Source organism: Rhodopirellula sp. UBA1907, from assembly GCF_002337565.1.
GTDB lineage: Bacteria > Planctomycetota > Planctomycetia > Pirellulales > Pirellulaceae > Rhodopirellula > Rhodopirellula europaea.
On record NZ_DDGH01000101.1, the window covers coordinates 75309 to 94550 of the forward strand.

The window sequence follows — 19242 nt, forward strand, 5'->3', positions numbered from 1 at the left end:
TGATCGATTGGCTCAGGTGAACCGCGAGATCGTCTGGTAGGCGATCAAGGCGGCGACGTAGGCCAAGACGGTCATGTAGCCGAATTGGAACACCGCCCATCCCCATGAGCCGGTTTCCTTTTTGGTGACAGCCTGAGTTGGAAGGCACTGCATCGCCAAGACGAAGAATACCAGCAGGCTGACACATGTTGCGGTAGTGAAGACTCGGTTGCCTTCCGCGTCGGTGGCCGACATCAATCGATCATGCAGCGATGATTCATCCTCGGGTTCAGGGCCCAAGCCGTACAGAATGCTGAGCGTCGAGACGACCACTTCGCGAGCGGCGAAACTGGTCATCACACCAACGCTGGTCTTCCAGTCAAAACCGAGCGGCGCGAAAACGGGCTGAACAAACTTGCCCATCCGTCCGATCACGGCGTGTTCTTGTGCGGCGAGGGCACGGCGGTTTTCCAGGTCCGTTTCTTCGAGCGTTTCCGCGTTCAAGCCTGCCGTTTGCAACTGCTCAGTAAAACGTTCTTCCGAAAGTTTAGGATAGGTCGACAAAACCCAAATGCCAATGCTGATGGCCAGGATCACGCCCCCTGCATTGCGCAGGAATCCCCATCCGCGTTCGTATGCATGCCGGAGTGCGTTGCTGAGCGATGGTGTTCGGTAGGGAGGCAAATCCAGAATCAGCGGAGAGGCTTCACCCGGCAAGATCGATCGTTTCAGCAACCATGCGACGAAGAAAGCGGCGACCATCCCGAGTGCGTAGGCCGACGCGAAAAGCAACGCGGCCGACCATGGGCTGGAAGGAAACAGCAACGCGGCGACCATCGTGTAGACGGGAAGACGTGCCGAACAAGTCATCAACGGGATGACCATGATCGCAGCGAGTCGGTCTCGCCGATTCGCGATGACTTTGGTGGACATGATCGCCGGAATGGCGCAAGCATGAGCTGCGAGCAACGGCACAAACGCTTGGCCAGGCAATCCGACGCGCCGCATCCATCGATCGATTACGACGACTGCTCGCGAGAGATAGCCGGAGTCTTCGAGGATGGCCAACATGAAAAACAGAATGCAGATCTGCGGCAGGAAGATCACAACGCCGCCGATGCCTGCCAAGATTCCGTCGGTGATCAAGCTGTTCAGGTCGCCTTCGGGCAACCAACCGCCGACCTTCTCGGTCACCAAACCGAAGGTGGCGTCGAGCCATTCCATCGGATACTGCGCGAGGTAAAACACTGACGCGAACGCGGCGACCATCACGGCGACAAAAATCACCGGGCCAAGGAAACGATGGGTCGTGACTTGGTCGACTCGGTCCGTCCATTCGTCCGAGGCGACGTATCCGGTTCGCGTGCTTTCGCGAGCGAGTGTCGAAGCCCAGCGGTGGCCATCCGCGAACGGGCAAGCCCCGCATGCTCCGCATTCAATCTCAGCCGGCTCGGCATCCGCGCTCAGCACTACCATTTTTCGTGGCTGCAGCAATTGCCTCAGGTTGGATTTCAGGTCGTCCAGGCCTTCGCCGGTACGGGCGGAAACTCCGATGACGGGGCAGCCAAGTTTTTGTGACAGGACATCCAAGTCCACATCGACACCGCTCTTGCGAGCCAGTTCGATCATGTTGACGGCGACGAGCGTTGGCCGCCCGCACTGGATGGCTTCGCGGGCAACGGCGAGGCTGCGTTGAAGGTTGGTCGCATCGACCACGACCAGGACGCCCTCGGGAGGGCATTCGGATTCACCGGTGATGAATGCTCGAGCAATCTGTTCTTCGGGAGATGACGCCGTCAGCGAATACAGGCCCGGCAAATCAACCAACGTGCATGATTGACCTTCGTTTAAATCCGCGGTGCCGGTGCGTCGGTCCACGGTGGTGCCAGCGAAGTTAGAGGTCTTCGCCAGCAGGTTGGTCAGTCGGTTGAAGAGAGATGTTTTGCCGACGTTTGGGTTGCCGACCATGGCAACCACTCGAGCTTGGCAAAGCTGTTGGGCGGAGGCATCTTCAGAAGAGTTGCAAGGAGCAACCGGTGAAACGCTCATCCGTCAGTGGCTCGAACGAAGATCTGTTGAGCGATCTCCCCAGCTACGGCAATCCGGCTTCCTGCTGCTTTCAAAATCAGCGGATTGCCTCGGCGAGACAACTGCACCAGTTGACCTTCAAACAGTCCCAACGCTTTTAAACGCGAAGCGCAGTTTTCGGGCAGGTCCAAACGAACGATTTCGGCACTGTTGGATCCGCAACGGTCCAGGGCGAGTTCAGCGATCAAGTCATCACCTGTAAATGAGAACGGTTCTCGATTGCGTCCACTTTAGATCTTCGAGCGATCGGTGGGTAGTGGGACGTTTCGCCGAATGTGCACAAATTTTGCAGTTCGCTCGTTCACAGCGAATGATTCGGTCATCCGCTAAAGGAACAACGCATATCGGATTGGAAGGAAGTCGTTGGTGGGCGTGGATCGTGCTCTGGCGATCACCAGTCGTCCTTTTGGGGGGCGTCGGCGTGACAGCATTTACAAATTCTAGTTTGCGGAGGTGTGGTTTGAGCGTTTCGATTAGCCAGCAGATTTCGATATGATTTCGAGTTGCTCGCAGTTTGTCTTGGTCCGTTGGCTTGTCGGACCGTTACTTCCCGATATCACGCGAGTGCTTTCCCTTCGTTTGGCTGATTGATATGTCGCATGCAACGGTTTCGAGCTTGGACGAGGTCCACATTCTGCTGGTGGAAGACAACGAAATCGATGTGATGGCGTTTCAACGCGGAATCAAAAAGAATGATGTCCCGAACCCACTGACGGTAGCAGAAAACGGTCAAGAAGCTCTCGATATTCTTCGAGGCGAGCATCCGGAAAAGTCAATCGGGCCACATCGGATGGTTTTTCTCGATATGAACATGCCGATCATGAACGGCGTGGAGTTTCTCGAGGAGATTCGCCGAGATCCTGAACTTTGTTCGACCGTCGTATTCGTGCTCACAACATCCGACCACGAAATGGACTTGGTCGCGGCCTACAAGAAGAACGTTGCGGGTTACATCTTGAAGTCACGGGTCGGTGACGCGTGCCGGAATCTTCACGATCTGATTCGATCCTATTGGCGGATCGTGGTAATTCCGTGACACGCACACTTCGTTGATCGGGTCGCTCCGCTTGGGGACTGGTTCAGTTCAGCCAGTCGAGTTCGATTTTGTCGATGATCAACGAATTGGAAACATCATTTCCAAAGTCGTTGAAACGATCGAGTTGCCAGACAACTTTCTTCGTCGAGGGCTCAAGCTCAATCAGGATGGGTTGCCCCGGACCCGCGTGACAGTTGCCGAGCACGTAATTGCCGTTATCCAGGACCTGCAGTGTCGTGACCCAAGCCAAGCGGATTCCGGGGAGATCGTTTTGGTGGATATCCCAGACAATTTTTTTGTCCGGAGTGACCTCGAGAACGCTGTGCCCGTTGCCTGACGCGATCAGGGTGTTGCCATTTTTCATTCGCAGGGCAGCGAAAAGGCGGTTGCCAAACGCTTCCGGTCCGTGACCACGAGCAGCTTTTCTGCCGAACATTGGCACTTCGTATTCCCAAACTACATCGCCATCACGGTTGTATTCGCGAGCCTTGCCGTCGGCTTCGTGGGCGACCAGGTAGTTTCCTGAGTCGAGACGACGCACCAAACGCGTGTCGGTGTGTGCGTTCGGGTTTTCGACCTGCAAGGCGATTTGGTGAACGATCTCACCGTCGCAGTTGACCTCGATCAGTCGTTGAGCACCCGATTCGGCAATCATCAGGTTGCCGTTGGGGAGTGGTTCAAAAGCGTGGACTTCGATCCGCTTGCCTTCATTGCCGCCCCGCTTCCCGCAATCGTAGCTCCACACCACTTCTTTCGTGCTCGGATCGATTTCGACCACGGTTGCTGGGCCTTGGCGAGTCAGGATGTGGCCGTTGGGCAACAGGTGCAGATCGTGAATCCCGCCCCAATCCATCTGCCATCCGATGGAGCCATCCGGCTCAACGACGACGAGGCCTTTCTTGCCGTGCAGCAGCACGCGGTGTTGATCGGTCGTTTCCTCGGCCGACACCGGGCTGGTTTGTATCGCAAAACCAATCAGCGTTGCGGCGATGACCGGCAAAGCTGCTCGTCGGGTGGTTCGCAATTGGAATGACGCGGTCGTCGCGCGGGATGAGCCGATCCAAGCTTGGAGTCTCTGAATCATGGGGACTTGCTTCTGCGGGGAGGGGATTTGGGAAGGGATCTTAGCGATCGCGTCCGATGATAGACGAATCTGCCGCCGGAGAGGCCGCGATGGAACAGAATCACGCATTCATCGGTTTGCGGGGATGCCAGAATCTGGCATGGCAAGAAAACTGAGGGTGTGGCGGGGTTTATTGCGGAACGGACGTGTTCTGCGGGGAATCACGCAGGTATTACTGCCGCCGAGGACCACTTTTGTGCAGCGATTCGGTCGGTCCTGCCGATCTTTGCCCGAACAGCCGGTCCTGTGTGCTAGCCTGCACGCCTTCACCGGAGCAGGTACCGGGTGAGAAGACGGCACCCTGCCAGTCATGCAGAACCTGCCACTCGCGCAGAAACCGGACGGTCGCCCTAGCAGCTTTGACGACTATCCGATATGCTCCCCCGCTTCGTTTTTCGAAAATCACCATCCAACCAGTGTTGATGCCCTCATGGGAACCAAAATCAAAACTCACAAAGGGACCAAGAAACGGTTCCGTCTGTCGGCCAAAGGCAAGGCGATGCACCGTCAAAGCGGTACCAGCCACTTGGCCAAGGGTTTGAGCAAGAAACGTCGTCGTAACCTGCGTGGAACCACCGCAGTTGCTGAGTGCATGGAACCAACCATTCACGCAGCTCTCAACGGCCACAGCTACTGATTCGACCTGACTTACACTTCTTTTCCACCACGGAATCCAACGGCCACCTGGTTGGGCGGAACTTCGGGGATTGAGCGGTCGCGTTGACCTTTCTTTCTGCCGGGGCCTGAATCAGGACGACCCGAAAGATCACCACAGCATTTAGGAATTCAATTCGATGCGTACGACCAAAGGTGCCGCTCGCCGGCAATCGAAGAAGCGTCTTTTCAAACGAGCCAAAGGTTTCCGCGGTGGCCGCGGGAATCTGACGCGTACCGTCAAAGAAACCCTGCTCCGTTCGGGCGCATTCGCATTCCGCGACCGTCGCGTCCGCAAACGTGAATTCCGCAAGCTGTGGATCATTCGGATCAACGCCGCCGTCAAGCAACACGGGTTGCGCTACAGTGAGTTCATCCACGGTTTGAACAAAGCCGGGATTCAACTCGATCGCAAATCGTTGTCGGAAATGGCGATTCATGACGCCGCCGGCTTCAAGCAGGTTTGCGACAAGGTCAAAGAGACTCTGGCAGCTTAAGTCGCCATCATGTCACTCGATCAATTCCTCTCCCGACTGGATCAACTCCAGTCGGACGCTGAATCCGCGTTCACTTCTGCTTCCGATGCGGCAGCGCTCGAGGAAGCTCGTGTGACGTTTTTGGGTGCCAAGAAAGGGCAGCTCAAAGACATTCAGAAAATGCTCGGCGGAATCGAGAAGGCTGACAAGCCTGCCGCCGGTGCGAAGCTGAACGCGGTTAAGTCGGCGATCAACTCTGCTTTCGAAGGCGCCCAGCAAAACCTGGCTGGTGGCGACGATTCAGGTGCCGATCCGACTTTCGACCCAACTCTCCCCGGAACTCGCCCTTCGCTCGGGCACATTCACCCGATCACCCAGACGATCAGTCACCTGACTGAAATCATGGGGCGGATGGGGTTTGAGGTCGCCGAAGGTCCCGAGGTCGAAGACCCCTGGCACAACTTCGTTGCGCTGAACATTCCTGAAGATCATCCCGCTCGTGATCCGCTGGATAACTTTTACTTGGCGACTGCGAAGGATCCCTCGGGCAAGAGTTCGGTCAGTGCCGGTGACGAAGGTTCGCAGTTGCTGCGAAGCCAAACCAGCACCGTTCAAATTCGCGTGATGAAGGAAGGTCAGCCGCCGATCCGAATCATTTCGCTCGGTCGTGTCTATCGTCCCGATGCACCGGACGCGACGCACTTCCCGATGTTCCATCAGATGGAAGGGTTGCTCGTCGACACCAACGTGACGATGGCCAACTTGAAGACCGTCCTGCGTGTTTTCGCGAACAACTACCTCGGCGAAGACGTTGAAATTCGCTTCCGGCCATCTTTCTTCCCGTTCACCGAACCCAGTGTCGAAGTCGACTTTCTGTGGAACGGAACGTGGATTGAATTTGGTGGCGCCGGGATGATCGATCCCAACGTGTTCGCTGCTGTTGGCTACGACCCTGAAAAGGTCAGCGGATTCGCATTCGGTCTCGGCGTCGAACGCCTGTGCATGCGTCGTCATGGCATCACCGACATTCGCGATTTATACAGCGGCGACTTGCGGTTCTTGAAGCAGTTTTGAGCAATCAGAATGTCGTTGACGCGAGCTGGATTTAGCTGCAGTCGACTGACTTTGAAGAAGCAACTCGCGGTCCGAATTCTGGCGAATCCGGCTACCAGTTGTCGCACGTGTGAAAACATGATCGACACGATGCTCTGCGGTTTCTATCAAGATTTTCCCTCCCGACTTCATCTTCTGCCCACTTCGCTCTCATGCTTGTTTCTTGGAAATGGTTGTCGCGATACGTTGACCTGACGCTGCCACACGATGAGTTGGTCGATCGACTCAGTCTGTCTGGGCTGAATCACGAAGGCAGTGAAACAGTCGGCGGCGATGTCGTGATCGACTTGGAAGTCACCAGCAACCGCGGTGATTGCCTGGGACACATCGGTGTCGCGCGAGAGATCGCGGCGCTGACGGAGCAGAAGCTGAAGATTCCAGCGATCGAGTATCAAGAGTCCGGGGCGGCGATCGACGAATCGCTTGCGGTCGAGAACAAGATGCCCGAGGCCTGCCCCCGCTACACCGCTCGCGTGATTCGCGGCGTGAAGGTTGGCGACAGCCCTGAGTGGTTGCAGGAGTCGCTGAAGTCCGTTGGCATCGGCGTGGTCAACAACGTCGTCGACGTGACCAATTACGTGATGATGGAATGTGGCCAACCGCTGCACGCGTTCGATCTGGCGAAGGTCGGCGATGGCAAGATCGTCGTTCGCTCAGGAAAAGACAAAGAGCAACTCGAGGCGATTGACCATCGCAACTACGACCTCAACGATTCGACTTGCGTGATCGCGGATTCGTCCGATGCGTTGGCCGTTGGTGGCGTGATGGGCGGAGCGTCCTCGGAAGTCACCGAAGCGACGACCGATATCGTCTTGGAAGCCGCCGAGTTTGTGCCGTTGTCGGTTCGGCGAACGGCTCGTCGATTGAAGCTGCACAGCCCATCGTCGTTCCGGTTTGAACGTCGCGTGGATCCAGTCGGGATTGATTGGGCCAGTCGCCGAGCGTGCCAGTTGATCACCGAGATCGCTGGCGGATCGGTTGCACCGGGTGTCATCGACACTGCTCCTGAAATTCCAGCCCGCGAGACCGTGTTACTGCGTCCCAAGCGTGTTGCGGCGCTGCTGGGTTTGGAAATCGAAACCGCGGAACTGGACAAAATCCTGCGTTCGCTCGGTTGCGAGGTTTCCGCGTTCGCCGATGGGTTGCAGTGTGTCCCGCCAAGCTGGCGTCACGATTTGACTCGCGAAGTCGACTTGATCGAGGAAGTCGCGCGGATTCACGGCTATGACAAGATTTCCGAGAACTCGCCGATCCCCGTTGCTCCCAGCAGCAAGCGTCGTTTCGACACCGCGATGGAACGCATTCGCGGCGTGTTGACCGCAGCCGGAATCAGCGAAGCAATGACGCCCAGCGTGGTCACCGAAAAGCTGGATCAAATGATCTCGCCGTGGACGGAGTTGCCCGCTCTGCAGACTCGCACGTCGATGTTGGAAGGTGCCCGGACGCTGCGACGATCGCTGATTCCAAGTCTGCTGCAAAGCCGTGCCGCGAACTGGGCTTCGGCCAGTTTGATTGCGGACCTGTTTGAGATCGCTCACGTTTACTTGCCCGCGCCTGCGGGAAGCGACAGTGCGTTGTTGCCCGACGAGACCTATCACATTGGTTTGATCGCTGGCGAAGACTTCTTTGCTCTCAAGGGCACCATCGAAACGCTTTGCGATCGCTTGGGTGTTCCAGGTGAGTTGACCGTCGCTCCGGTGCAGCGAGATGGTTTTGCCAAGGGCGGCGCGGTGGAGTTGTCGCTTGTCGGTGACGATGGCAAGGAGCCAATGCGTTTGGGCTTCTTGGGATTTGTCGATGATAAATTGGTCAAGCAATGGAAGTTGACCGGACGTGTCGTTGCCGCCGAGTTGTCCGCGGACGTGTTGGTCAATCAGTCGCGATTGGTGCCACAGCAACAAGCGGTCAGTCCGTTCCCGTCGATTCAGCGTGACCTCAATTTGGTGTTGCCTGAGTCAGTGCGTTGGAATGAGTTGGCTGGGTTGGTTCGCAAGGCAGCCAAGGAGCGTTTGGCGGATTTGACTTATCGCGAAACGTATCGCAACGAAAAGGTCGACGGCCCCGACAAGAAACGCGTGCTGTTCTCGATGGAACTGCAAAGCCAGACGGAGACACTCAGCGGCGGCGATGCTGATTCAATCATCAACGAGTTGGTCGCGTCCTGCGAAAAACAGCTCGACGCCGTCTTGCTTCGCTAGATCGCTCTCAAGTTTCCGTAGGCCAGGCCCCGCCTGGCATGGTGAATGGCCAGCGGGTTTAGAGCTTGATGGCGATGTTGCTGCCCGCCTCGCTTTGTTCCAAAGCATCGGCTGGGTGCCAGGTAATGACCTGGCCTACATCGGTGCTGAACCTCTGCCTGCGATTTTACAATTTAGAATTGTCAATTGAACTTTTTCAATTCCCAAGTCTGAATCATGCCAAACGTAGGCCAGGCCCCGCCTGGCAAGTTGATTGGCCGGCGGGTTTAGAGCTTGAAGGCGTGTTGCTATTCGCCTCGCTTTGTTCCAAAGCATCGGCTGGATGCCAGGTAATGACCTGGCCTACTTCGGCGCATGCGCATCAACATCAACCAACCTGCGCCCTCTCTCGCATGCAAACCAGCCTCTTCATCCAGCGTCACCCTCTTTCAGTCGTTACATTCGATCCAATCCATTTTGGAAGCGAATGAATTGTTGGAAAACCGCTCCGTGGCTTTCTTCGCGGGCTAGGGTTTCAAGCAGCGTTTCGCTGTCGAATTCGGGTGACATTCAGTTCGGATGCAACGGAAACTTTCCAAAGAGGTAGCAGCGTGTTTTTCTTGGTTGGGTTGATGATGGGAGTTGGCTTCTATGCCGCTCTCAAGGTTCTGGTCGGGTGTTTGTACACCGTGCGACCGGATCAGCGAGCGGTCGTCACGACCTTTGGGGCGGTGAAACGTCTCGGGGCGGGATCCGATGGTCAAGTTCTCTCGGATGACGAACGGGAACGCTATGAGTACCCGCAAGTCGAAGTGATCGGTCCCGGTGGGCCGTATTTCAAGCTGCCTTGGCAACGAGTTCACAAGGTCAGCGTCGCGACTCAAACGGTCGATCTGACGTGGGACCCATCCAAGGCTCAAAGCACGATTGAAGCGGTCACCAAAGACAACCTGACCACAGGAGTCAACGGCCAGATTCGCTACCGGATCAGTGAGAACAACCTCTACCCGTATCTGTTTGGCGTGGAGAGTCCGCTGGAGCACGTGATGGGGTATTTCGTCTCCGTGCTGCGTGAGCGGATCGCGAACTTTGTCGATCCCAAGGGACAAAGCTTGTTGGCCGATGCCGTCGCGGAGACCGAAGCAATCGCTGGCACGGGCGACGGTGACATTGAACCTCAAACGAGTGCTGTTGAACTTTCCGAAGGTGTTTCGATCAACGATTTGCGAAAGAACTTGCCACTGTTGAATCAATACATGGAAGAGCAGTGTCGTTCGACGACCGGCCGATATGGCATCGAGCTGGATGCCGCGTTGATCACCGAAATTGATCCACCCGCCGAAGTCGACCGAGCCTTGTCGGCGATTAATAGCACACGCAACCAGGTCGCCGCCGACATCAGCACCGCGCGTGCGGATTCGGAGCAACAGATCACGATGAGTGCTCGTGCGGTCGAGATCGCGACGAACAACGCTCAAGCCGAAGTGGCTCCTTTGCATGAACTTGCCGGGACGTTGATCAGCATTAAGTCCGAAGGCGGATCGGATTGCTTGAAGGCTTACTTGCGAAACTTGCGAGTGCCGTTGTTCAAACGCACCGAGCGTATTTATCAAACCGAATCAAAGATTGAAGGGAAGGCATAAGATGGATGTTCTTGGTTTTGTTCCCGGCTTCGTTTTCGGGTTGATGTTGGTTCCGATCTTGCTCGGATTCGCTCGTTTCTTTGGTTTGTATTGCTGCGTCGCTGAGTGCGAGTCGCAGGTGTTCACTTTGTTTGGCAAAGTGCTGGGTGAGATCAAAACGCCCGGTTTGCAATTCCCGCTGGTTCACTTTGGTGCCAAGGCGATGTTGATTCCGTTCTTCGGCAAGAAGTACGTCGTCGACACGGCACTGCGTCAGCACTACTTGCGTAGCCAGATGGTCAACTCGGAAGAAGGCACGCCGATGGGCGTCGGCATCTGGTACGAAATGCAGGTCCAGGATCCAACCGCGTTCCTGTTCACCAATGCAAACCCAGACGGCTCGTTGCAAGCCAACGTGACCAGTTCGACGATCTCGACGCTGAGCAACCTTGAAATGGAAAAGATGCTTGAGGATCGGCACAGTCTTTCCCGAACTGTCCGGCAGGCGGTGTCGCCGCTGTCAGAAAAGTGGGGGTATCGGTTGGGTTCGGTCTACATTCGAAAGGTCGCCTTTACCGACCGTCATATGGTCGAGAACATCACCGAGAAGGTCGTCAAGCGATTGGTTCAGGTGACCAGTGCGATGAAGCAAGATGGTGAAAACCGTGTGGGTTTGATCAAGAGCGAGACCGCGCTGAAGGTGTCGAGTAAGATGGCCGAAGCCGCTGCGGCGCGTCCGAGCGTCGTGGGTGAAAAACTGAACGAGATCGCCAAGCGAGACCCTGAAATCCTGGAAGCGGTGCTTCAAGTGATGGAGGCTGAAAACTTGCTTGAGTCAGGAGCTTCGGTCAGTGTTTTGCCAAACTCGGCGAATGTTCTGGTTCAAGCGAGCTGAGCTCATTCCGTGGCACTGCCCAACAAGTGATTTGAGAAGCGATGCCGTTCACTCCGACTCATGTTGCTGCGGCAATTCCGATCGCGTGGATGGCAAAGTGGCGTCTGCCCTTTTCCGCTCTCGCGATCGGGTGCATGGTGCCCGACGCGGGCGTGTTCTTCCCGATGCTGTTCGACTACGAATCGTTTCACAGCATCCGTGGGTTGTTCATCGACTGCGTTCCAGTCGGCGTCGCTGCGTACTTTGTCTATCACTTGTTGATCAAGCAACCGGCGGTGGAGTTGCTGCCGGGGCCGTTGCGGACGCGGGTTCGACCGATCGCGGATCGCCCGGTGTCGGTCGAGTGGCAATCCATTCTTTCGGTTGCCATTTGTGTTTTGGTCGGCGCGTCGACGCACGTGTTCTGGGATTCGTTCACGCATCAACATCGCTGGGGATCGATGATCGCGTTGCCGTTTTTGTCATCCGAAGCGTTCTCGTTGTCCGATCGTAGCGTGCGATGGTATGCGGTGGCCCAGCACTTGTCGTCGCTGTTCTTGTTGCCGCCGATGGGCGTGTTCGCTCTGAGGTGGTTGTGGAAACAACCCGAAGGCGGTCCGGAACCCAAGCGAACTCGTATCCCGGATTCGGTCACGTTGTCGGTGATGACGGTGGCGTGCTTGATGATGTTGGTTCACGCGTCCTGGGTGTACGCCGTTCATTCGGACTACGGCGTCACGTTTGCACTTCGCCAGAGCGTGATGATCTTCGGTGCGTTGATGATCATCGCGCTGGTGCTTTACAGTGTCGTGATGCACGCGATTTGGTCGCGTGCGGAAGCTTCGTCCGATCAATAGACGTGCACGTCAGTGAACCTGTAGCACGATGGTCTCCATCGTGAACCATGGTCTGGTCTTCAGTGCTCGTCTCGGTGGGGGACCACCGAGAGACAGGTTCTGGGCGAGGGATCAGTCGTTGACGATCAATCGTTTCGCCGTTCGCGCCAGTTCCAGGAACTCGGCTCGGAGCCCGTGTTCGTCATCGCCTTTGGCAGCGGTCGCGGTGGCGATCACGTCGTCCATCGTCCATGTTCCAGCTTGGGGGCTATTGCGAAGCTGCATCCCAAAACCTGCGACCGCGGCAGCGAATTGGAAGTCGGTGTCGGCTTCCTGGAAGGGCACGCTCTCGTTTACAAGCGGAAATGCGAGTTTCTCGCTGACGTCGCCTTGCGGTGGCTTGTGACGAATCTTCAGCGTCAGAATTTCATTGGTTGGTGCTTCGGAGCTCAAATCAGCATCGTCCGTGGGTTGATACTTCAGCGGATCGACATCGGGTGCGATGGAATCAGGGAGCTTGCCCACCGGAGCGATCTCGTACAGAGCCGTCACTCGGTGGCCGGCTCCGATTTCACCGGCGTCTTTCTTGTCGTCGTTGAAGTCTTCCTTGGCCAAGATCCGGTTTTCGTACCCAATCAATCGGTAGGCCGAGACGACCGCGGGATTGAATTCGACTTGGATCTTCACGTCTTTGGCAACCGTGAACAGCGTGCCGGTCACTTGATCCGCCAACACCTTTTTTGCTTCGGAAACGGTGTCAACGAAGGCGTAGTTGCCTGCACCGGAGTTGGAGATGCGTTCCATCATCGCGTCGTTGTGATTGCCCATTCCGAATCCCAGCACCGTCAGTTCGGTGCCCGATTTGGATTGGCGAGTCGCTTCGGCCACCAGTTGATCGGTGCCAGTCATTCCGACGTTGAAGTCGCCATCGCTGCACAGGATCACTCGGTTCACGCCGTCCTCGATGAAGTTCTCACGGGCGGTTTGGTAAGCGAGTTGCAAACCGGCACCACCGTTGGTGCTGCCACCAGCCGACAGAGCAGATAGGGCGCGGACAATCTTCTTCTTTTGCTTGACCGGGGTCGAGTCGAGGACCAATCCGGAGGAACCGGCGTAGACCACGATCGCGACACGATCTTTGTTTTTCAGTTGGTCGAGCAGCACCTTCATGCCTTCGATGACCAACGGCAGCTTGTTGGGCCGCTTCATCGATCCGCTGGTGTCGATCAAGAACACCAAATTGCAACGCGGACGTTCTTTTCGGTCGATGTCTTTGGCTTGGATACCAACTCGGACCAAGCGATTGTTTTCGTTCCAAGGGCACGAGGCGACCGCCATCGCGGAGGAGAACGGAACCGGATCTTCGGCCGATGGAGGCGTGTACTGGTAATCGAAGTAGTTGATTAGTTCTTCGATGCGGACCGAGTCGGGGCGTGGCAGTTGGCCACGTTGCAGGTAGCTGCGGACTTTCGCGTAGCTGGCGGTGTCAACATCGATTGAAAACGTGCTGAGCGCATCAGCGGTGACGCGTCGGAATTCGTTTTCCGTGATGGGTTCGAATTTGTCACCGGACATCCCGGGACCCTGGCCTTCGCCATCGGGCGTGGCTGGCACACCATAGCCTGGCAATCCACCAGCACGTCCTCGCGTCAATTCTTCCTGTTCACTCTCTGGGACACTGCGTCCAAGCACTCGCAAGGCGACTCGGTCGCTGGCTGGTTGGTTGGGTGCGGAAGAAGGAACGGGCTTGAATCCAAAGTCATGCATCATCGGTTTGCCAGCTGAGGGTTCGCTGTCCGTGGAGGTAGCGAGCTGGCTATCTAGTTCAAGACGAAGCATCTCGCCCGCTGGCATACCGCCCATACCTCCGCCCATCATTCCCATCCCGTCCTTGCCCATGCCCATGTCCATTGCCGGGCCAGCCATCTCCATGTCGCCCATTCCCATCATGGAGTCCATGCCCATTTCCATCGTTGGATCCTCAGCTCGCTTGGCTCGTCTCGACCTTACGGCTTGCTCGTTCGCCGAAGGAAGCGAGGACTCGGCAATGGTTCGTGGGCTTGCATCCGATGAAGTGGCTTCGGCGGCAGGCGATATTCCTGAGACACGGCTGGCTGCTTGAAAGCCAAAGGACTCGCCCTTCGCCTTCTTTTCGGCGGGCGCTGATTTGGCAGTCATTCTGTCGAGCGGTTGGTAGACCATCTCGTCATCTTCGAGTGGCATCTCTTCTTCGATCAAAACGGACTCGTAGACTTCTGGACCCGATTGATCGGTGGCGATCATTCCGACGGCAGGGCGTTGGTCAGATGCCAACTCGCGAGCGGTATGCACCGCTGGAATTGACAGTCCCATGATGATCCCGATGACACTGGCCGCAATGAACCATTGGACCCATCGAGTTTGGAACCAGGCGGTGCTAGCCGCTGAGCCTGCGGAGACAGGGGCTTCGTCGGTAGGAGCCGTTTCGCTTTCGCGAACGATGCTTTCGACGCGGTTGGATTCCAGTGGTGGGACCGCGGCGGAGTGGAAGAACGATTCGACTTGCTCGGTGACCGCTCGAGCTTCCTCGACGGCGGTGGCGAGTTCCGGGTTGGCGTTCATCTCTTCGGTGAATTGAGCGGCTTCGTTTTCAGGCAGCTCGCCCAGGACGAATGCCGTGACGCGAGGGTCGTCCCACGGAGGAGAAGTGGATGAATTAGACATGATCGATGATCCGATGACGGAAGAATGAATTGGAAGAACTGGTCAGGCTTCAGGTGACGGCCAGACCATCGCGAAGCGATTTGACGGCTTGATGAAGATGAAAGCCGACGTTGCTGACCGTCATGCCGGTGACGTCAGCGATTTCTCGATAACTCAGTCCAGCCTGCATTCGAAGCTGGATGACTTCGCGTTGTCGGGGCGACAGCGTTTCAATCGAAGCCGCGATTTGCTCGTGGGCCTCGTGGTCTTGGGCCACCGCGTCGGGGCGCGGGGCGGGATCGATGACGGCGACAGCGTCAGGATCCAGTCGGTCAGGGGATCGTTTGCGTTGCATGTCAATCACTCGTGAGCGGCAGACGGTGAACAACCATGGGGCCAAGCGGTCGACCAAATCGTCCGGCCGTTTGCGACACAATTGCAAAAACGTTTCTTGCACGGCGTCTTGGGCGGCGATGCGATCCGCCAGCATCCCGGTGGCGTAGGCCAACAAAGGACGCTGGAACTGGTCGACGACCTCGGCGATCCACTCGGTATTCCGAGTCCCAGGAGAATCTTGTCCGGACGAATCCGGTTCAGATGCACCTGGATCGACGAGGTCCTCGGCCGCGGAAGTGGAGGCCGGTTGACTCATGGCGGTTCATTGCGAGAGGAGAAAAAGGGAGACGAATCATGTCGCCTCCGACTACTCAACGAGTGGGGGGCGGATTTCTTAGGAGGATGGCAGAAAAAGATTGAGGGTGTTCAGGGGATCGCCATCACTTGGTTGTCTGCCGGTGGAGATTGAAAAAGTTCAATTGACAATTTGAAATTGTAAAATCTTGGTTGGGAGGCCAAAGATTCGGCGGTTTGGCGGCCAGTTGTTGCTGCCGTGCTGATCTACCCGATGTTCGCCCAGAGGGAGTTCACTGAATTTCAAATTTGCAACTGTCAATTTAACTTTCTCAATCTTCGCCACTGCCGTGTTCCCCAGGCCCCTCAACCCTGAAAACAGCTCCTCTCGACGATTTGGCGGGTCGACTGCTATGGTGTGCGGTCTCTTTTAGCAGTCTGCATCCCCACCCACCGGCCATTTCGCGGATTTAGTCGTGATATTGATTCTGAAAAACGGCGTGACCGACGATCAGATCGACCATGTGATCCAAAAGGTCGAGTCGATGGGGTTCCAGACGCACCTCAGCCGCGGGACGTTTCGCACGATCATCGGCATGATTGGCGACGAGAGTCTCATCACCGAACAACAGCTCCAATCGATCCCCGGCGTGCACCAAGTCGTTCCCGTTTTGCCACCCTACAAATTGGCCTCCCGAGAAGCTCATCCTGAATCCAGCGTCATCGACGTGTCGGGAGTGAAAATCGGTGGAGGCAACCTGGCCATGATCGCGGGGCCATGCAGCGTCGAAGATCGCGACCGGATGATGCGGATCGGCGAGAGTGTCGTGAAATCAGGTGCCAACCTGTTTCGCGGGGGAGCTTACAAGCCGCGGACCAGCCCCTACGCGTTTCAAGGTCTGGGCGAAGCTGGCCTGAAGATCCTGCGTGAAGTCGGCGATACGTTTGGCGTGCCGGTTGTGACTGAGATCACGGACCCGCGAAATGTGGAGTTGGTGGCGGAGTATTCCGACATGCTGCAGGTCGGAGCTCGCAACATGCAGAATTTCGTGTTGCTGACCGAGGTCGGCAAAACCGATCGCCCTGTCCTGCTCAAACGTGGGATGGCGGCCACGATCCAAGACCTGCTGATGAGCGCCGAGTACGTGCTCTCTCAAGGCAACCCGAACGTGGTGCTTTGCGAACGTGGTATCAAGAGCTTTGATCCGTCGACTCGCAACCTGTACGACGTCGCTGCCGTGCCAGCTGTCCAAGGTTTGACGCACTTGCCGATCATCGTCGATCCATCGCATGCGACGGGCCGGCCGGATTTGATTCCGCCATGTGCTTTGGCGGGTTTGGCTGCGGGTGCGGATGGCGTGCACATCGAAGTCCATGATTGTCCCGAAGAAGCCAAGAGCGACGGGGCTCAAGCCTTGTTGCCCGAACAATACAACGAGATCGTTCAGAAGATGGCCGCGATGGCTGAACTGCTGGGTAAAACGATCTCACCTCTTCCGAATTCAACCACTAAAAACACCCCGCCAACCGAGGCCCTCGCGTGAGTCGTCGCATTCTGATTGCTGGTAACTGGAAAATGAACATGCGTGCCGAGTCCGGCGCGTCGCTTGCCAAGGGCATTGTCGACGCAGTTGGCAAGTCGCCCGCTGTCGAAGTCGTTTTGTGTCCTCCATCGGTTTACCTGAGCGGCGTGGCAGATGCCGTCGTCGGGACTCCCGTCGAATTGGGCGCTCAGAACCTGTACGCCGCCGAAGACGGTGCCTTCACCGGCGAAGTCAACGCGTCGATGCTGACCGATGTCGGTTGCCGATTTGTGATTTTGGGTCACAGCGAACGTCGTCAATTGATGGGCGAAACGGACGCTTGCGTCGCGAAAAAACTGCATGCCGCGTTGGCTGGAAACTTGGTCCCGATCGTTTGCGTCGGCGAAACCCTCGAACAACGCGAAGCGGACGACACCGAATCGGTCATCGAAACGCAAATTCGCGGGTCGTTGGAAGGTTTGGACGAGGCTCGTGCGGCCAACATTGTCATCGCCTACGAGCCTGTTTGGGCGATTGGGACTGGTAAAACCGCCAGCAAAGAGCAAGCTGAAGCGGTTCACGCCTTCATTCGTGAGCTTTTGGGAAAAATGTTCTCGACCGAAGTCGCCGAACAAATCCGAATTCAGTACGGTGGCAGTGTGAAACCGGGCAACGCAGAAGAGTTGTTGTCCCAACCCAACATCGACGGGGCTCTCGTCGGCGGGGCAAGCTTGAAGGTCGATGATTTCGCTGGGATCATCAACGCGGCTCCCTCCGCCTGATCTGACTCCGTATTCGTTCCCACAACCTTTCCATTTCAACGGACTGTTCGCCGTGAGTGTCGCTTTCGATTCTTTGCTCCAACCCGCGTCGTTGGTCAATCAACTGATTCCCGCCCTGCCCTTGGCCTCGTTCATGAGCGTCGTGTTGGGTTGGTTGATGGCGTTTTTGTCGGTGTTCTTGATCTTGTTGATCTTGATCCAACGCGGCAAAGGCGGCGGTTTGACAGGAGCCCTGGGTGGACCCGGTGGCCAGTCCGCATTTGGCAGCAAAGCGGGTGACACTTTCACCGCCATCACCGTCGGAACCGCGGCCGTGTGGGCATTGGTGTGTGCATTTGCGATGTATCAATTGGGAGCTCACACTCCCGCCGTCGCCGACACTAGTGACTCGCAAATTCAAGGCGGGCCTGGTGACGACGTCGAAGACATCACCAGCGGATTGGTTGTACCAACGGGATCCGATAGCGACGAAGTCAGCGATTTGGATGCTGCCATCGGATCATTGGGCTCTTTGTCGTCGGGCGATTCCGATGCTGCTGACACAGCCGACGAAACCGAAACCGAACCAGAAGCAGACGAAACAACCGAAGTTGAAACCACCTCGGATGAGGAAACTCCGTGACGCAGGCGTCCCTTCGCACGCAAGCAAATCCCTCTTCACCGCACGGCGGGTCGCCCTACCCTTCGCTGCGCAGCATGACCGGCCAGGGCCGAGGCGAAACCTCAGGGGCCGCCGGTTCGGTCGTCACCGAGATTCGCTCGGTCAATAATCGTGGTCTGAAAATCATTCTCCGTACCAGTGATTCGGTATCGGAGTTTGAGCCCAAGATGGAGGCATTGGTCCGTCAGCATCTGCACCGTGGCAGCGTCACTGTCCAGGTTCGGTTCACCCCGCCACCCGGAGCTGATCTGCCTCGAATCAACGCCGATGTGGTCCGTTCATACGCGGAACAGTTGGCACAGGTCGCTGATTCTTTGGCAATGGGCGATGCCGTCACCTCGACCAACATTGATTTGGCTCACCTGATGCAAATGCCGGGTGTGCTGGAATCGCCTTCGGCCGGATCACAGAACCGATCGGCCGATGAGCAGGCTTTGGCGGCCAAGTGGTCGTTGATCCAGGAAAGCGTGGAATCCGCGCTGGATCGTTTCAAGCAGATGCGATCGGATGAAGCCATCGCGATGGCCGAATCGATCGAGCAGGACATGACGCTGATTCAGACCCGCTGCGAGGAAATCGCCAAGCGAACTCCTCAGGTGGTGGCCCGTTATCAAGAACGGCTTCGCGAACGCATTGAAAAAGCGTTGGCGGAGAATGGTTTGTCGGCGGGCGACCCGGTCGATCTGATTCGCGAAGTGCAGCTTTTTGCAGATCGATCCGACATCAGCGAAGAATTGACCCGCCTGGGAAGTCATTTGAGTCTGATGCGAGGCGTGTTGGTTGGCGAATCTGCGGAAACGGCCTCGAGTGAATCGGGCAGCCGCGGGGAAGCCGTCGGCCGCAAGCTCGATTTCATTATCCAGGAACTCAATCGCGAAACCAACACGATTGGCAGCAAGGCCGGGGACGCTGAAGTTGCCGAGCATGTGGTCGAGATCAAGTGCGCGATCGAACGCATGCGTGAACTCGTTCAGAATTTGGAGTGA

The 19242-nt window shown here is 56.8% G+C and carries 18 protein-coding genes and 1 pseudogene; 12 read left to right on the forward strand and 7 right to left on the reverse strand.

Annotated features, from left to right (window positions below):
- Window positions 1–12: 12 nt before the first annotated feature.
- Together feoB and B2R17_RS25220 are read right to left on the reverse strand one after the other, a co-directional pair.
- Entirely contained in the window at window positions 13–2028 is a 2016-nt protein-coding gene (gene feoB, locus B2R17_RS25215; RefSeq protein WP_286766179.1) for a ferrous iron transporter B, read from the reverse strand.
- A complete protein-coding gene (locus B2R17_RS25220; RefSeq protein ID WP_007326709.1) occupies window positions 2025–2255 on the reverse strand; it encodes a FeoA family protein in 231 nt (76 codons plus the stop codon). Before B2R17_RS25220 ends, feoB begins: the two co-directional genes overlap by 4 nt.
- Before the next feature lie 404 nt (window positions 2256–2659).
- Here B2R17_RS25220 and B2R17_RS25225 point away from each other — a divergent pair, with 404 nt between their 5' ends.
- Window positions 2660–3103 carry a response regulator gene (locus B2R17_RS25225; protein WP_286766180.1) on the forward strand — a complete coding sequence of 148 codons (444 nt, stop codon included), beginning with the start codon at window positions 2660–2662 and terminating at the stop codon, window positions 3101–3103.
- A gap of 43 nt (window positions 3104–3146) precedes the next feature.
- Here the strand turns inward: B2R17_RS25225 and B2R17_RS25230 are convergent, their stop codons facing one another.
- A complete protein-coding gene (locus B2R17_RS25230; protein WP_286766181.1) occupies window positions 3147–4187 on the reverse strand; it encodes a PQQ-binding-like beta-propeller repeat protein in 1041 nt (346 codons plus the stop codon).
- A 469-nt stretch (window positions 4188–4656) separates the two neighbouring features.
- Here B2R17_RS25230 and rpmI point away from each other — a divergent pair, with 469 nt between their 5' ends.
- From rpmI to pheT, 4 genes are all read left to right on the forward strand, one after another.
- Complete coding sequence (gene rpmI / locus B2R17_RS25235) at window positions 4657–4863, forward strand: 50S ribosomal protein L35 (protein WP_007332031.1); 207 nt, start codon at window positions 4657–4659, stop codon at window positions 4861–4863.
- Window positions 4864–5020: 157 nt separating this feature from the next.
- A complete protein-coding gene (rplT, locus tag B2R17_RS25240) occupies window positions 5021–5377 on the forward strand; it encodes a 50S ribosomal protein L20 (RefSeq protein WP_007332030.1) in 357 nt (118 codons plus the stop codon).
- Window positions 5378–5386: 9 nt separating this feature from the next.
- The gene (gene pheS / locus B2R17_RS25245) at window positions 5387–6430 is read left to right on the forward strand and encodes a phenylalanine--tRNA ligase subunit alpha (RefSeq protein ID WP_286766182.1); all 1044 of its coding nucleotides are present in this window, start codon (window positions 5387–5389) and stop codon (window positions 6428–6430) included.
- A 191-nt stretch (window positions 6431–6621) separates the two neighbouring features.
- Window positions 6622–8667 (forward strand): phenylalanine--tRNA ligase subunit beta, encoded by a 2046-nt coding sequence (pheT, locus tag B2R17_RS25250; RefSeq protein WP_286766183.1) that lies wholly within the window; start codon window positions 6622–6624, stop codon window positions 8665–8667.
- Here the strand turns inward: pheT and B2R17_RS28460 are convergent.
- Window positions 8664–8765, reverse strand: a pseudogene (locus tag B2R17_RS28460) (hypothetical protein); the annotation flags it as partial. The gene pheT and the pseudogene B2R17_RS28460 sit on opposite strands and share 4 nt — an antisense overlap.
- Window positions 8766–8881: 116 nt before the next feature.
- Window positions 8882–9001 (reverse strand): hypothetical protein, encoded by a 120-nt coding sequence (locus B2R17_RS28465; protein ID WP_414707400.1) that lies wholly within the window; start codon window positions 8999–9001, stop codon window positions 8882–8884.
- A gap of 208 nt (window positions 9002–9209) precedes the next feature.
- Between B2R17_RS28465 and B2R17_RS25260 the strand changes: the two genes are divergently transcribed.
- The 3 genes from B2R17_RS25260 to B2R17_RS25270 are packed head-to-tail and all read left to right on the forward strand — an operon-like array spanning window position 9210 to window position 11999.
- A complete protein-coding gene (locus B2R17_RS25260) occupies window positions 9210–10289 on the forward strand; it encodes an SPFH domain-containing protein (RefSeq protein WP_286766184.1) in 1080 nt (359 codons plus the stop codon).
- A gap of 1 nt (window position 10290) precedes the next feature.
- Entirely contained in the window at window positions 10291–11163 is an 873-nt protein-coding gene (locus B2R17_RS25265) for an SPFH domain-containing protein (RefSeq protein WP_286766185.1), read from the forward strand.
- Between the two features lie 41 nt (window positions 11164–11204).
- Window positions 11205–11999, forward strand: coding sequence for a DUF4184 family protein (locus tag B2R17_RS25270; RefSeq protein WP_286766186.1), 795 nt, complete (start codon window positions 11205–11207; stop codon window positions 11997–11999).
- Window positions 12000–12110: 111 nt separating this feature from the next.
- On the opposite strand, the gene B2R17_RS25275 is transcribed toward B2R17_RS25270, so the two are convergent.
- Both B2R17_RS25275 and B2R17_RS25280 read right to left on the reverse strand, forming a co-directional pair.
- Window positions 12111–14681, reverse strand: a complete 2571-nt coding sequence (locus B2R17_RS25275) for a VWA domain-containing protein (RefSeq protein WP_286766187.1) — start codon at window positions 14679–14681, stop codon at window positions 12111–12113.
- 49 nt (window positions 14682–14730) lie between these two features.
- The gene (locus B2R17_RS25280; RefSeq protein ID WP_007332024.1) at window positions 14731–15312 is read right to left on the reverse strand and encodes an RNA polymerase sigma factor; all 582 of its coding nucleotides are present in this window, start codon (window positions 15310–15312) and stop codon (window positions 14731–14733) included.
- 454 nt (window positions 15313–15766) lie between these two features.
- Here B2R17_RS25280 and aroF point away from each other — a divergent pair, with 454 nt between their 5' ends.
- From aroF to B2R17_RS25300, 4 genes are all read left to right on the forward strand, one after another.
- Window positions 15767–16834 carry a 3-deoxy-7-phosphoheptulonate synthase gene (gene aroF / locus B2R17_RS25285; RefSeq protein ID WP_286766188.1) on the forward strand — a complete coding sequence of 356 codons (1068 nt, stop codon included), beginning with the start codon at window positions 15767–15769 and terminating at the stop codon, window positions 16832–16834.
- Window positions 16831–17595, forward strand: coding sequence for a triose-phosphate isomerase (gene tpiA / locus B2R17_RS25290; RefSeq protein WP_008660591.1), 765 nt, complete (start codon window positions 16831–16833; stop codon window positions 17593–17595). Before aroF ends, tpiA begins: the two co-directional genes overlap by 4 nt.
- Window positions 17596–17647: 52 nt before the next feature.
- Window positions 17648–18217 (forward strand): preprotein translocase subunit SecG, encoded by a 570-nt coding sequence (gene secG / locus B2R17_RS25295; protein ID WP_286766189.1) that lies wholly within the window; start codon window positions 17648–17650, stop codon window positions 18215–18217.
- A gap of 74 nt (window positions 18218–18291) precedes the next feature.
- Window positions 18292–19242 carry a YicC/YloC family endoribonuclease gene (locus B2R17_RS25300; RefSeq protein ID WP_339888285.1) on the forward strand — a complete coding sequence of 317 codons (951 nt, stop codon included), beginning with the start codon at window positions 18292–18294 and terminating at the stop codon, window positions 19240–19242.